Annotated in this window: 13 protein-coding genes, 1 pseudogene and 1 riboswitch; of the genes and pseudogenes, 9 read left to right on the top strand and 5 right to left on the bottom strand. The window is 64.7% G+C overall.

Features of this window, described 5'->3' with window-relative positions; genetic code table 11:
* Positions 1-157: 157 nt before the first annotated feature.
* The 3 genes from LOY26_RS16105 to LOY26_RS16095 all read right to left on the bottom strand — a co-directional run bounded on the left by LOY26_RS16105 (position 158) and on the right by LOY26_RS16095 (position 3,087).
* Entirely contained in the window at positions 158-1,837 is a 1,680-nt protein-coding gene (locus LOY26_RS16105; protein WP_258713831.1) for an FAD-dependent oxidoreductase, read from the bottom strand.
* 33 nt (positions 1,838-1,870) lie between these two features.
* Positions 1,871-2,191: an NIPSNAP family protein gene (locus LOY26_RS16100; RefSeq protein WP_095065537.1), complete on the bottom strand. Its 321-nt coding sequence runs from the start codon at positions 2,189-2,191 to the stop codon at positions 1,871-1,873.
* An 86-nt stretch (positions 2,192-2,277) separates the two neighbouring features.
* Positions 2,278-3,087, bottom strand: coding sequence for a shikimate dehydrogenase (locus LOY26_RS16095; RefSeq protein WP_258713830.1), 810 nt, complete (start codon positions 3,085-3,087; stop codon positions 2,278-2,280).
* Between the two features lie 172 nt (positions 3,088-3,259).
* Here LOY26_RS16095 and LOY26_RS16090 point away from each other — a divergent pair, with 172 nt between their 5' ends.
* The 4 genes from LOY26_RS16090 to LOY26_RS16075 all read left to right on the top strand — a co-directional run bounded on the left by LOY26_RS16090 (position 3,260) and on the right by LOY26_RS16075 (position 6,123).
* A complete protein-coding gene (locus tag LOY26_RS16090; protein ID WP_186660820.1) occupies positions 3,260-4,030 on the top strand; it encodes an IclR family transcriptional regulator C-terminal domain-containing protein in 771 nt (256 codons plus the stop codon).
* Positions 4,031-4,292: 262 nt separating this feature from the next.
* Positions 4,293-4,892 (top strand): hypothetical protein, encoded by a 600-nt coding sequence (locus LOY26_RS16085; protein ID WP_033698683.1) that lies wholly within the window; start codon positions 4,293-4,295, stop codon positions 4,890-4,892.
* A complete protein-coding gene (locus LOY26_RS16080; RefSeq protein ID WP_258713829.1) occupies positions 4,892-5,320 on the top strand; it encodes a phage holin family protein in 429 nt (142 codons plus the stop codon). Before LOY26_RS16085 ends, LOY26_RS16080 begins: the two co-directional genes overlap by 1 nt.
* A complete protein-coding gene (locus LOY26_RS16075) occupies positions 5,317-6,123 on the top strand; it encodes a DUF3618 domain-containing protein (protein ID WP_033698680.1) in 807 nt (268 codons plus the stop codon). The genes LOY26_RS16080 and LOY26_RS16075 overlap by 4 nt, the downstream gene beginning before the upstream one ends.
* Before the next feature lie 44 nt (positions 6,124-6,167).
* On the opposite strand, the pseudogene LOY26_RS16070 reads toward LOY26_RS16075, so the two are convergent.
* Positions 6,168-6,469 (bottom strand): annotated as a pseudogene (locus tag LOY26_RS16070) (sodium:proton antiporter); the annotation flags it as partial.
* A gap of 149 nt (positions 6,470-6,618) precedes the next feature.
* Positions 6,619-6,826, top strand: a riboswitch (cobalamin riboswitch).
* A gap of 107 nt (positions 6,827-6,933) precedes the next feature.
* Between LOY26_RS16070 and LOY26_RS16065 the strand changes: the two are divergent.
* Genes LOY26_RS16065 through LOY26_RS16050 form a run of 4 tightly spaced genes read left to right on the top strand, consistent with a single transcriptional unit; the run spans position 6,934 to position 11,885 of the window.
* On the top strand, positions 6,934-9,072 hold the full coding sequence (locus LOY26_RS16065; RefSeq protein ID WP_258713828.1) for a TonB-dependent siderophore receptor: 2,139 nt from the start codon (positions 6,934-6,936) through the stop codon (positions 9,070-9,072).
* Positions 9,073-9,118: 46 nt separating this feature from the next.
* Positions 9,119-9,904, top strand: coding sequence for an ABC transporter ATP-binding protein (locus LOY26_RS16060; RefSeq protein WP_186660828.1), 786 nt, complete (start codon positions 9,119-9,121; stop codon positions 9,902-9,904).
* A complete protein-coding gene (locus LOY26_RS16055) occupies positions 9,901-10,869 on the top strand; it encodes an ABC transporter substrate-binding protein (RefSeq protein WP_186663101.1) in 969 nt (322 codons plus the stop codon). Before LOY26_RS16060 ends, LOY26_RS16055 begins: the two co-directional genes overlap by 4 nt.
* A complete protein-coding gene (locus tag LOY26_RS16050) occupies positions 10,866-11,885 on the top strand; it encodes an iron ABC transporter permease (protein WP_033698673.1) in 1,020 nt (339 codons plus the stop codon). The genes LOY26_RS16055 and LOY26_RS16050 overlap by 4 nt, the downstream gene beginning before the upstream one ends.
* A 16-nt stretch (positions 11,886-11,901) precedes the next feature.
* On the opposite strand, the gene LOY26_RS16045 is transcribed toward LOY26_RS16050, so the two are convergent.
* Positions 11,902-12,807, bottom strand: coding sequence for an alpha/beta fold hydrolase (locus tag LOY26_RS16045; protein WP_047583784.1), 906 nt, complete (start codon positions 12,805-12,807; stop codon positions 11,902-11,904).
* A 215-nt stretch (positions 12,808-13,022) separates the two neighbouring features.
* On the opposite strand from LOY26_RS16045, the gene LOY26_RS16040 reads away from it, so the two are divergent.
* Positions 13,023-13,256: a hypothetical protein gene (locus LOY26_RS16040; RefSeq protein WP_095065529.1), complete on the top strand. Its 234-nt coding sequence runs from the start codon at positions 13,023-13,025 to the stop codon at positions 13,254-13,256.
* Positions 13,257-13,624: the final 368 nt, after the last annotated feature.

Genomic DNA, 13,624 nt, shown 5'->3' with positions numbered 1-13,624 from the left:
TTTCTTGAAATTGTTTTGAACGGCAGTGCGTCTGGAATGCGGTTTTGCCCATGGCAAGGATGGGCACGCAAGGTCATTTAATGGTGAGCAGTGAATGATTGAGCGTCAATTCAAAGATGGGGCTACTGTTCGCTGATCGAACAAAAGTGCTGCTGCGCTAAGTTGCGGGGCCGCACAGCGCTTTGCCCGCCAGGTAGCCGAAGGTCATGCCGGGACCAAGGGTGATGCCGCCGCTTGGGTAGTGCCCGCCCATGATGCTGTGCATATCGTTGCCGACTGCATAGAGGCCGGGTATCGGGTGCTGTTCGCTGTCCAGGACCTGGGCAGACGCCTCCGTGCACAGGCCGGCGAACGTCCCCAGGCTGCCCGGCAGCAGCTTCACCGCATGAAAGGGGCCGTGCAGCAGGGGCCGCAGTGACGGGTTGGGCGCTTGCAGCGGGTCGCCCTGCGCGCGGTTGTAGCGCGAGGCGCCGCGCTGGTAGTCCGGGTCTGTGCCCTGCGTTGCGTAGTGGTTGAAACGGGCCACGCTGCGCTGCAGTTGCTGGGCGTCGATCCCACAGCGTGCGGCCAACTGCGCCAGGTTAGGGCCGCTGAACAGGTAGCCACGCCGTTCATAGAAGCCGGTAGGGAAGGGGAACGGCTTGGCCCAGCCGATGCCATGGCGGCGCTGCGCTGCGTGATCGCAGATCAGCCAGGCCTCAGGTGCCTCGCCTGGCGGCGTGGCCGCGAACAGCGCATTCATGAAGGCATGGTAGCTGTCGGCCTCGTTGACGAACCGCCGGCCGTCACGGCGCACGGCAATGAAACCGGGCTTCGCACGGTCGATCAGGTGCGGAAAATGGCCGAGGCTACCGTCGCTTCGTGGCACCTGTGACACCGGCGCCCAGGCCCCGGCGTGGGCCGCCGAGGTGGCGACTTGTGCGCCAACCTGCTCGCCCAGGCGCAGGCCGTCGCCGCTGTTTTGTAAGGGTGCAGCGGAGTAGTGGCGATCGCCTTCGGGCGCATGGGGTATCAGTTGCGCGATGCGCTGGCGGTCATGCGGGAATCCGCCGCAGGCCAGCACCACACCGCGTCGTGTGTGGATCACCTGACCATCGCTGAACTGAACGCCAGTGATGCGCCCATCCCTGAGCAACCCTGTGGCCTGTCGCGCATGCAGCAGCGTCACGCCCAGGTCGAGGGCGCTGCGCAGCAGGCGCGCCACCAGCGCATTGCCGTTGACCAGGTGCAGGCCGCGACGATGCAGCAGCAAGTCGCGCCCATGGCGCAGCAGGCGCTTGCCAACGTGCCAGGCGGCCTTGGGCGAACGGCTGGCATTGAAGAACGCGGCCATGTCCGCCCCACCGGCGATGCCCATGCCGGCCAGGCTGACGATGTCCAAAGGGGGGCGAAGGCGGTGCACCCAGTGCCCGAGCAGGCGCCCGTCGAATGGCTGCGCGCACAGGAAGCGCCCACCCGGTGCGCTGCCGTCGCCCTCGTGCATGTCGGGCATCTTTGTGCCGGACTGGAACTGCACAGCGGTGTGCTGTTGGAAGAACGCCACCATTTCCGGCCCATGGCGCAAGAACGCCTGCTGGCGCGGGCTCAGCTCGGCAACGTGGGTTTGCGCGCGCAGGTAGCGTTCGGGCGCATCGTCGGTTTCGACGTAGCCTTCAGCGATGGCCAGCGGGTTGCGGGGGATCCACAACCACCCCCCCGACCAGGCGCTGGTGCCGCCGAACTGGCTGGCCTTTTCGGCGACGATCACCTTCAGGCCATGATGCGCGGCGGTTACTGCGGCAGCCAGGCCAGAGGCACCGGAGCCGAGGACAAGTACGTCACATTCCAGGGATTGCATGGGTGCGCTCCGGTCAGGTGGGGGGCAAGGCATTCACTGCAGGGGCGAAAAGCCGGTCGGGCGCATTAGCCGCGATTGCAACCGCAGTACGGCGCCCAGTTCGCGATTGCGCTTGGAGAACTCCGCCCAGCGCGGGTCCGCAGCCATCGCTGCGCGGCGCTGCATGCGCTCGTCGAGGCTGGCATAGCCCCACAGGTGCACCACCTGGTTGACCTCGCCGAATTCGCTGGTGAAGAAGCCGACCAGGTTGCCCAGGTGTTCGCTCTGCACCGCCAGCGCATGGCTCTGGTACAGGGCCAGCCAGTCGGCCATTTTCAGCGGGTCGAGGGTGTAGGTTCTCAGTTCAAAGTACATGCGACAGTCTCCGGGTGAGGGGCCGATGCCTGCAGGCGTTCGGCAATAGGGCTGGCGACGAGCCAGCCGACGGTGAGGGCAGTGCCTCAGATCTCCAGCGGGGTGACGCCCATGAAGGCGCCGAGCAGTCCGAGTTGGGCAAAGGCCATCTGTGGCCCGGTCTGGATCGCACAACCGAGCTGGCGTGCCCTGTGCAGCAAGGGGGTGATCTCTGGCGAGGTGACCACGTCGGCAACCAGGGTGCAGGGCTGCAGGGTGTCCAGCAGGGCGCCAGGCACAGGCAGCTCGTCGCTGCCGCCCATGCCGATGGGCGAAGCGTTGACCAGCAGGTCGAACGCCTCCAGCGAGTGGTATTGGGTAGCAACTTCGAGGTTGGGGAAGGTGTTGCCAAGCAGTTCGCAAAGCGCGCCCGCCCGTGCCGAGCAGGGGTCGCTCAGGGTGACCTGGCCCACGCCAGCCTCACACAGGGCATAAGCGATGGCGCTGCCGACCCCACCACAGCCGATCACCAGTGCGCGTTTGCCCGCCGGCTGAAAGCCCTGCTTGCGCGCGGCGCTGAGGAAGCCTGCGCCGTCGACGTTGTCACCCAGCAGGCCCCCGTCGCTGCCGCGCCGCACCACATTGACCGAGCCCAGTGCGCCAGCGCGTTCGCTCAGGCCGTCCAGGCGCGTGGCCAGCGCCTGTTTGTAGGGCACGGTGACCACGCAACCGCGCAGGTTGCGCCAGCCACGCAGGCTGTCGACGAAGGCGTCCAGCGCCGTTTCCTGCAAGTCGATGGGAAGCATCGCCAGGTCGCAGCCATGGCTGGCGAACCAGGTGTTGAAGTTTTCAGGCGATTTCACCTGGGCGATGGGTGAACCGACGATGGCGACCAGTTCTGTCGAACCCCGAATCATGCTGACCTCCGTGCTTGCTGTTGTTGTGCAGGCAAGGGTGGCGTGCGAGGGGGTGGGGGACAATGCGCTTGTCGGGCAAGTAGTGCGATAATCGCAGTGGCCTGGCGATTATCGAACCAGAGTGCTGAACAATGTACAGCCCGGATCACGACAGACCGCACGAGGTGAAGGCATGGACAAACCGCAGATCCACCCCCGCGACCTGATCGCCGGCTTGCAGAAAGGCCTGGCGTTGATGCAGCTGTTCAGCGTCGATCAGCCGCGCCTGACCGTGCCGCAGGCGGCCAGTCAGTCAGGCCTTACCCCCAGCGCTGCGCGGCGCTTCCTGCTGACCCTGGTACACGAAGGCTTTGCCGACACCGACAGCCGCCATTACTGGCTCACGCCCAAGGCGCTGCGCATTGGCCAGGCCTACGTGGATTCGGCGCAATTGCCGCGCATGCTGCGGCCCATCGTCGAGCAGGTTGCCCGGCAGACCCAGGAACATGTCTCGGTCGGCACCCGAGACGGCGATGAAATCATCCACCTGGTGCGCAGCCGCTACAGCCACATCGCCTCGTTGTCGATCAGGCCCGGTTCACGGGTGCCGATGTACTGCACGGCCGGGGGGCGAATTTGGCTGGCCGCGCTGAGCGAGGCAGCGCGCGACGCGTATTTCTCGCGCAACCCGTTACGCCAGCTCACGCCCTACACGCAGACAGACAGGGCGCTACTGGAGCAAGCGCTGCAACGGGTACGCCAGCAGGGCTTCTGCATCGTCGACCAGGAGTATGAAGTCGGTATGCGTGTGCTGGGCGTGCCGCTGCTGGACCGCAGCGGTGAATTGAAGGCGACCCTGACGGTCACCACCCACGCCTCACGGTTGAGCGTTGACGAGATACGGCTGCGCTATTTGCCGCCGCTGTATGAAGCGCAGGTGTTGTTGAGGCCAGTGGTTGGTTGATCTGCAGTCTGACTAGGTGCTTGGCTTGGTTTATTCAGGGGGGCGGCGCTCGATATCCGCCCCCCTGAATAAACCAAGCCAAGCACCTGGCGGCCCCGACAAACTTAAGCTTTGCCCCCCAGTAAACCCCGTGCAGGCCATTGGTGCAGAGGGCAATGGCTGCCGATCACTCTGACTGAACTCCCGGCCCCAGCGCTACGTCCCCCGAATGAAGGCACACAGTCCGGCACCTGCCGGTTGTTCATTTGCGAGGGATATGACCATGGAACGCGATCAAGGCTCGGCGGCACCGCCGAGCAGCCCCCAGGATCACCTGCACGCCATTACCGACGAGGCCGGCGCCCTACTGAGCGAGGCAAAGCACCAGGGCACCGAGCAGTACGAGCACTACCGCACCACAGCCGCCGAGCAACTTGACTCCTTGCAACAAGGTGCACGCTCGGCTGCATCCGCGTTGCAGGGCAACGACAGCCTGGGGCTTTCCCACTACCTGGGCGAAGCTGCCGAGTGGATGGGCAATTTTGCCGAACAAATCCGCCATGAAAGTGCTGAGGACCTGCTGCACCGAGGGTCTCGCCTGGCGCGGGACAATCCGGCGCTGTTCCTGGCTGGCAGTGTGGCGGCAGGGTTTGCCTTGTCCCGCTTTCTGCGCGCCAGCGCCAGCCACGCCACTACGGCGCCGTCGCCGGTGCCAGGGCAAGGCAGCAGCGAGCCCAGGCACGCCGCTGCGCCGATGCCGGACCGCGCCAGCGACGTGTCCACGCACAAACCCTACACCCCGGTCGACCCTGTCGGCATGGGCGGCGGCACGCCGGTAAGCGGTGGCCCATTGGAGCGTGACCCGCTCAAAGGAGGTGAATGATGAACAAAGACCCTCTACAACCTGCGCCGGGGCTACATACCCCGGCAGAGGACACGGTCGGGGTGGGCGGTTTGCTGCGTCAGTTGATGCGCGAAATCCCAGAGCTGTTCACCCAGGAGCTGGCCCTGGCCAAGGCCGAACTGCAGCGTAATCTCAACGCCGTGAAGGCCGGTACGGCAGCGGTGGCGGTAGGCGCCATCGTGCTATTGGCGGGCTTCATCATCCTGCTGCTGGCAGCGGTGTATGCCTTGTCGATGGTGCTCGTGCCCTGGCTTGCAGCGCTTATCGTCGGGGCGGCAACGGTGATCATCGGGTTCATCATGCTGCAGGCCGGCAAGAAGCAGTTCGAGCCTGCTCAACTGGCCCCGGATCGCACGCTGCATGCCCTGCAGCAGGACAAGGATGCGCTGAAGAGGAAACTGCCATGAGCACTTCTTTCGAACAAGAAACGCAGAAAGACCCTGACCTGCTCGAGCAACAGATCAATGCCAAGCGCGAGCATATCAGTGACCTGGTCGATGCCCTGGAACAGCGCCTGAGCCCGGGCCAGCTGATGGACCAGGTGCTGGCTTACAGCAAGGGCAGCGGCGGGGAGTTCTTCCATAACCTGGGCACCACCTTGAAAAACAACCCGGTGCCGACCACCCTCACGGTGCTTGGCCTGGCGTGGCTTGGCTTCAATCAGAATCGCCCGTTCAACCCTGGCCCTGCGCACACCGGCCCAGGCCTGGGCGAAAAACTGGGTGATGCGGTCGACAGTGTGAAGGGGGCTTTTGCCCATGCCACAGAGGCGCTGCACGATGCCGGCCACGCGGTGAGCAGCAAGGCCCATGACCTGCGTGACCGGGCTGGCGAGCTGGGGCAGGGCGCGCGCGACACGGTGCACGGGTCGGCTGACAGCCTGCGCGGCAGCGCCCAGCAGATCGGTGACCAGGCCACGGCTCTGAAAGGCCAGTTCGATCAGTTGCTCAAGGAGCAGCCTTTGGTGCTGGCGGCGCTAGGCATCGCCTTGGGTGCAGCCTTGGGCGCGGCATTGCCCGGCACCCGTAAAGAGGATGAGCTGATGGGCGCCAGCAGTGACCGCTTGACCGACACGCTGAAGGCCAAGGGTGAGCAAGCCAAGGAGGCGGTAAAAGAGTCGGTAAGGGAAGCCACCGCGAAAGAGGCGCCCACGGGCACGCATCGAACAGCGGACACTGACTTGTCTTCGGGGTTGGGCTTCCCGTCCTGAAAACCTCAGGGGCGTCGCTGCCAGCGGGCGACGCCCCTGAGGGGCTATTGGCCGCGGCGTTTTCGGCCGGTTTCGTAGCGCGCCAGCAGGGGCTGGACGCTTAGCCCATGCACCACGATGCTCAGCGCCACCACCGACAACGTGAGGTTGGTACTCGACGCGGCAACGCTGGGCAGCATCTGGTGATTGAGCGCGTAGAACAGGCAGTAGAGGCTACCGATGCCGCGCCGACGACCAGCGCTCGCCAGTCCCAGTGCTCGATCAACACGACCCCGAGCAAGGTCACCAGAAAGACCTCCATCGCCCGCTCCACCAGCCCGCCAAAAGAGAGCATGTTGCCGAGCATGGCCACCCAGACAATGAAACTCATGTGCGCAGGTGCCGCCAGCGAGTCGGGTTGTGACGCGGGTACAGACAGCCAGTCTAGCCGTTGCTGTCGCGTAGCAGCGCCTTTGCGCTGTACAGGGCGGTTGACGTAGCGGCATTTTGATGGTCATCTGCGCGCCTGTTTCAGGTGCCCCCTGCCGCCGTGCATGGGGTGAAACGGGAAGCCGGTTCGTCATCGCGCGATGATCAGTCCGGCGCTGCCCCCGCAACGGTATGCGAGAGAAGCATTCAAGACACCACTGTGCCTCGGCATGGGAAGGTGAATGCTTCATGCCCCTCGCGAGCCCGGAGACCGGCCTGAAGCATTGTTTGGCAAACCCGCGGTGGGCGGGCGCAGGCCGGTTTCCGTAGGCGTGTGCGCCTGCGCTGCCCCTTTGCGTTGTTCCCCCGGGATTCTCTCATTCCTGCTTCAAGTGGAACGACATGTCCCGTTATTCGCTGTTCAGTTTTCTGCCAGGCTCGCTGTTGCATGCAAGCCTGCTGCCCTGTGTTTTCCTTAGCGTTGCCGCCCACGCCGCCGAGGCGGACAACGCCCTGGCGCTGCCGGCCACGGACATTACCGGCACGGCCGAGCGTAACCCGCAGCCCGACCTGCATACCCCAGGCACCAGTGGCTCGCGGCTTGGCCTGACGCCGCTGGAAACACCCGCCAGCGTGACCAGCATCAGTGCCGAGCAAATCCTCAAGCGCAACAACGCAACGGTTCAGGACGCGGTGACCCGTTCGCCCGGCATCACCTTCATCGGTACCCCCGGCAACGGCGGCACGGCGTTGTCGGCCCGCGGTTTTACCGGGCACAGTTCGACCATGCAGTTGTACGACGGCACCCGGTTGTACGTAGGCGCCGGCACGGTGACCTTCCCGGTGGACACCTGGTCGGTAGAACGCATCGATGTGCTGCGCGGCCCGGCATCGGTGCTGTACGGGGAGGGCGCCACCGGCGCGGTGATCAACGTGGTGCCGAAGAAGCCGTTCGAGGGTGAAATCCGCAACCACCTGCGCCTGGGCTACGGCTCGGATGACCGCCGGCAGATGGCCCTGGACAGCGGCGGTTCGCTGACCGATACCTTGAGCTATCGCCTGAACCTGAACAAACAGGCCAGCAACGGCTGGGTCGATCGCGGCGACTCGCAGAGCCTCGCCATCAGCGGCGCGCTGCGCTGGCAGCCCAGTGATGAGCTGAGCTTCACCCTCAGCCACGACTACGGTGACCAGAACCCGCAGCAGTACATGGGTACGCCGCTGGTGGGTGGGCACTACCGCGAGTCGCTGCGCGACCACAACTACAACGTCGACAACGCCGAGCTGCATTACAACGACCAGTCCACGCGCCTGGTGACCGACTGGGTGATCAACGACAACCTGACCGCCAGCAACCAGTTGTACTTCCTCAAGGCCCAGCGTCGCTGGCGCAACGCCGAGACCTACACCTGGTTGCCAGGTGACCAGGTGCGCCGTAGCAGCTTCATCAGCATCAAACAGACCCAGGAACAGCTCGGTGACCGCCAGTCGTTCACCTTGCAACACTCGCTGTTCGGCCTCGACAGCCAGACCGTGGTGGGCGCCGACTACAACACGATCCGCTTCGTGCGCAAACACGACTTCGGCAACACCCTGACCGATACGGTGCCGTTGTCGGGTTCGGGGGGTGGCGAATACATCAGCAACGACCCCTTCCGCTCGCGCGAAGCCAACCAGGCCAAGCAGTTTTCGCTGTTTGCCGAAAACCGCACGCAGTTGACCGAGCGCCTGTCGCTGATCACCGGCGTGCGCCGCGACCAGGTGCACTTGCACAGCGACGACCTGGATACCGAAACCCGCACCGACCGCAGCTTGTCCGGCAACAACTGGCGCGCCGGGCTGGTGTTCGCGGTTACCGAGGACCTGTCGGTCTACGGCCAGTACGCCACCAGTACCGAAGGCGTAAGCGACCTGCTGACCCTCGACGCCGCTCAGCAGCAGTGGGACCTGAGCACCGCCAAGCAAACCGAAGTGGGCATCAAGCAGATGCTGCCCGAGGGGCGAGGGGAGTGGACCTTGGCGGCGTACCATATCGTCAAGAAAAAGCTGCTAAGCACCGACCCGCTCAACCCGACGCTGCAACAGCAGGTCGGCCAGCAGTCGTCGGACGGTATCGAAGCCACCCTCGAACTGCGCCTGCCCTACGACGTGCAGCTGTCCGCCAACGCCGCCTGGGTGCGGGCAGAGTATGACGAATTTACCAATGGTACCGACGACTACTCCGGCAACCAGCCCACCGAGGTGCCTCGCCGTTCCGCCAACCTGTGGTTGAGCAAGGATTTCGGCCAACGCTTCAGTGCCGGTGCCGGGGCGCGTTATGTCGACAGCCGTTACGCCGACAATGCCAATACCGTTCAGGTGCCCAGCTACACCGTGGTCGACGCCACTGTTGACTGGCACGTGCAACCGGACCTGACCCTGGGCCTGCAGTTGAACAACCTGTTCGATCGCCAGTACGCCATCACCACCGGCAACAACGGCCGGCAGTGGTACCTGGGTGAGCCGCGCTCATTCTTCGTCACGGCTGATTACAGCTTCTGAGCCTGTCGCACCGGTCATTGGCCGGTGCCTCCTGGAGGTGATGCCCATGACGCAACTGCACATCGAGGCCCTCGCCTGGGCCCCGCAGGAACGGGGGCGGGCACCGCGCCCGCTGTTGCAAGGCGTGGACCTGCACGTGGGGCCGGGTGAGTTCGTCGGCCTGATCGGCCCCAATGGCAGCGGCAAGACCAGCCTGCTGCGCTGCGCCTACCGCGCCAACCCACCTGACCAAGGCCGGGTGAGCCTTGGCGCGGATGACATCTGGCAGCGCAGCGCGCGATGGTGCGCACAACGCATCGCGGTGGTGCTGCAGGAGTTTCCCGATGAGTTCGGCTTGAGCGTTGCCGAGGTGGTTGCCATGGGCCGCGCGCCGCACAAGGGCCTGTTCGATGGCGACAGTGCCGAGGATGCCCGGCACGTGGTGCAGGCACTTGCGCAGGTGGGCCTTGCCGAGCAGGCCGAGCGAGCGTTTGCCAGCCTGTCCGGGGGCGAGAAACAGCGCGTGCTGCTGGCCCGGGCGTTGGTGCAGGCACCGCAGTTGCTGATGCTCGATGAGCCGACCAACCACCTGGACCCACGCTACCAGCTGGAGCTGCTCCAGCACCTGCGCAGCCTGGGCCTGAGCATTCTGGCCAGCTTTCACGACCTTAACTTGGCGGCCGCGTTCTGTGATCGGCTGTACGTCATCGACGGCGGGCGCCTTGTTGCCAGCGGCACGCCGCAAGCGGTGCTGACCCCCGGCCTGCTCAGGCAGGTCTTCGGTGTCGAGGCGCTGGTCGACCGCCACCCTCTGCACCCTTACCCACGTATTACCTGGATCACACGACCATGACCCTTCGCTACCTGATCGGCTTGCTGTCGATCCTGACCGCGCTGCCTGCCACGGCCAGCGACTACCCCTTGAGCGTGCGCAGCTGTGACCGCGACGTGACGTTCACCCAGGCACCGCAGCGAGTGGTGGTGCACGATGTGAACATGAGCGCCATGCTGCTGCACCTGGGGCTGCGCGAGCGCATCGTCGGCTACACCGGTTTCAGCGCCCGCAAGCACCGCGACCCGTGGCTGGACACGGCGCTGCAGGGCGTGCCGCAGCTGGCCAGCCGCTACCCGGCCATCGAAACCTTGCTGGCGGCTGAAGCCGATCTGTTTTTTGCCGGCTGGAACTACGGCATGCAGGTTGGCGGCCCGGTGACCCCCAGCACCCTCGCGCCATTTGCCATCCCGGTGTACGAGCTGAGCGAGTCGTGCTCGTGGGTCATGGCCCAGCAGCGGGCCAGCCTGGACGATGTCTACCGCGACCTGGGCAACCTGGGGCGGATATTCTCGGTCGAGCCCCAGGCCGACCGCGTGATCGCCAGCATGCGCGCGCGTATCGGTGAAGTGCAGCATCGGGTCGGGCAGGCGCGGTACATGCCACGGGTGTTCCTTTACGACAGTGGCGAAGACCGCCCCACCACCTCGGGAAGGCTTGGCGTGCCCCAGGCCCTGATCGAAGCCGCCGGCGGGCTCAACGTGATGGACGATGTGGCCGCCAGCTGGACCGAGGTGAACTGGGAAAGCGTGGTAGAGCGCGACCCGGAGGTCATTCTGATCGTCGACTACGGCCCCAGCAGTTGGCAGCAGAAGCGCGACTTCCTGCTGCGCCAACCTGCGTTGAAAGACGTGCGGGCGATTCATGATCAGCGCTTCATTGTGCTGACCTACCTAGAGGTGACACCGTCCGTGGAGAACGCAGTGGCCATCGAAAAGCTTGCCGATGCATTGCATCCCCCGTTGCTCCAAGGTGCTGCCCGATGAGGGTCGGGCACAGCACTGCGGCGTACCGGTGGCTGATCGTGCTGCTGAGTGTCGTGTTGCTGCTGTCGTGCCTGATCGCGCTTGCCTTTGGCCCCGCGTCGGTGCCGCTGGCCAAGGTTGCCGGTATTGTCGGCCAGCAACTGGGCATCGACATGCCGGGTGAGTGGAGCCAGAGCCAGGCCCATATCGTCTGGCTGATCCGCGCGCCCCGGGTGTTGCTGGGGGCTTTGGTGGGTGCCGGCCTGGCGCTGGTCGGCAGCGCGCTGCAAGCCGTGACCCGCAACCCCCTGGCAGACCCGCACCTGTTGGGTGTCAGCTCGGGGGCGGCGCTGGGGGCAGTGCTGGTGATGCTCTACCTGGGCGAATTCATCGGGGTCTTCAGCTTGCCACTGGCGGCGTTCATGGGCGCGGCGGCGAGCATGTTGCTGGTGATCGGCGTGGCCCGGCGCAATGGCCGCATGGAAACCGACCGCCTGCTGCTGGCGGGCGTCGCCGTGTCGTTCGTGCTGATGGCGGTGGTCAACCTGCTGTTGTACACAGGCGATCAGCATGCCGCCGCTTCGGTGGTGTTCTGGATGCTGGGTGGCCTGGGCGCGGCGCGCTGGCATGTCATCTGGCTGCCGGCGCTGTGCGTGGTGCTGGGGCTGGTCACGCTGCAAATGTTGGGGCGCGGCCTGAATGCGCTGATGAGTGGTGAGCAGACGGCGCTGAGCCTGGGTTTCAACGGCCGACGCCTGCGCCTGCAGGTGTTCACCTGCACCTCGCTGCTGACCGGCGTACTGGTATCGCTGTCGGGCGCCATCGGCTTCGTCGGCCTGATGGTGCCGCACATGGCGCGGGCGCTGGTGGGTGCGGAAAACCGCCGGCTGATGCCGGTGAGTGCACTGCTGGGGGCGATTTTTCTGGTTTGGGTGGATGTGGCTGCACGCACCTTGATCGCCCCGCAAGACTTGCCCATCGGCATTGCCACCGCAGCGCTTGGCGGGTTGTTTTTCATTGCCCTGCTCAAGCGCTGAACGGCTGCGGCAAACGCTACGGTTTCAGAAAATCGGTGACCGCGTTGGCGAACGCCTGTGGCTGGTCGAGCATGACGAAGTGGAAGCTGTCGTCGATGCGCTTGAAGCGGATGTGCGGGGTGGTGGCGTAGGCGTTGCGGAAGGTGGCCTCGACGTTGGCAGCGGGTATGCCGTAGAGAGGGTCGTAGGCATAGACGACTTCTACCGGCACCTGGATGCGACCGAGCTCAGGGCGCAGGTCGGTGGTCATCAGTTCATAGGTGGCATCGGCCGTGGTCTGCCGGTCCGAGCCTAATGCCGCCGCGAGCAGTGCAGGCCTGGCCGCTTCGCTTTTTGCCAGGCGGGCTATGGAGGCGCGCTGCATGGCCTCGGTTTGCGCCGGCGGTGACGCCAGCAGCGCATCACGGAACGCCGCCGCATGCGGTGCGGCAGTTTCGCGAGTGGCGGCGGGGTCCATCAGCAGGGTGTAGAAGGGCAGGGCATCGACGATCATCAGGCGTGCGACCTGGTCGGGATGACGCGCACCGAGCATCAGCGCCACCTCGCCACCCAGCGAGTGGCCAATGATCACCGGGGCCTTGAGGTGCTGGGTGCGGATGTAGTCAGCGATGGCCTCGGCCGTTGGGGCGGCCACGTTGCCTTGCGGGTTGGAGACGGCCGGTGCTCCAGCAAAGCCTGCAACCTGCACCAGGTGCAGGCGGTAGCTATGCTTTAGCCTGGCGGCCAGGTCTTGCCACACTTCGCGGGAAGACGCCAAGCCTGGGATCAGGATGACATCCGGGCCGGCGCCCTCAACGGTTACCGAGATGCGGTCTTTGCTCAACGTTGCCGACGCCTGCGATGCGGGCTGGGTGGCTGATGCCGGGGCTGAGATCAAGGTGAAAGCGGTACCGATTGCCGCGAGGAGGGTGCGTGTGCGCATGACATTTTCCTTTTGTCCTTCGTTCGCCGTCCAATACCGCCAAACGGGTTGAAGTGTCGAGGATAACATCCAGCCCTGCGTCTTCGGCGTCGGCTGGCAGAATGACGTGAGGGGTCTGTTCGGTAGCGTACAGACCCTTACCGCCATTGCGCACATCCTTGAACAGTCAGCATCTCAGTTGCAGCAACTGTGGGGTTTACTCAGGGAGTGCGGACATGGCAGATAAATATGTTGGGAAGATCGTCGGGGTGGGTACGGACAACGTGGTCTACGTGATCAACATTTATCAGGACGAGACGATTGAACGCTCGCCAAACGGCATGATTCGGCATGAAGGGCTGAAGCATTTCGAGATGCAGTTTGGTGGGGCGGTGCGTAGGATTTCTGAATCCGAGTACGAAATTGCAAGCACGGGGGTGAGGGTTACTGTGCAGGAGGGGGACGGCTAGGGCGGCTCACATGCTGCCTACGCCTGGCCGTAGTCGTTCTTCCTGCCGTCTGTGGGAGCGGGCTAGCCCCGCGAACACGGGCGTAGCCCGTGCCAGTCAACCCCATTTTCTGGCTCGGCCTCTTCGCGGGGCAAGCCCGCTCCCACAAAATGGACTGCCGATGGTGAGCCGTGTCGGGGTATAGGGTGAGGGCACCTAGCTGCCCTCACCCTATACCCCGACAAGCACATGGCAGCCCCACTTCCCCAACATTCCGTGAAGACCATAAAAAAGCCGAGGTCATTTTGGCCTCAGTCGCCCGTGCGGAACGGGCCCTAGGTAAGTAATCTTAATTGGTATTTCTGAAACACCACACTAGCCTGTGTTGA

The organism is Pseudomonas sp. B21-047 (assembly GCF_024748775.1).
Taxonomy (GTDB): Bacteria; Pseudomonadota; Gammaproteobacteria; order Pseudomonadales; family Pseudomonadaceae; genus Aquipseudomonas; species Aquipseudomonas capeferrum.
Note: the sequence above shows the minus strand (reverse complement) of the source record. Positions and strands in the feature narration are given on the sequence as shown.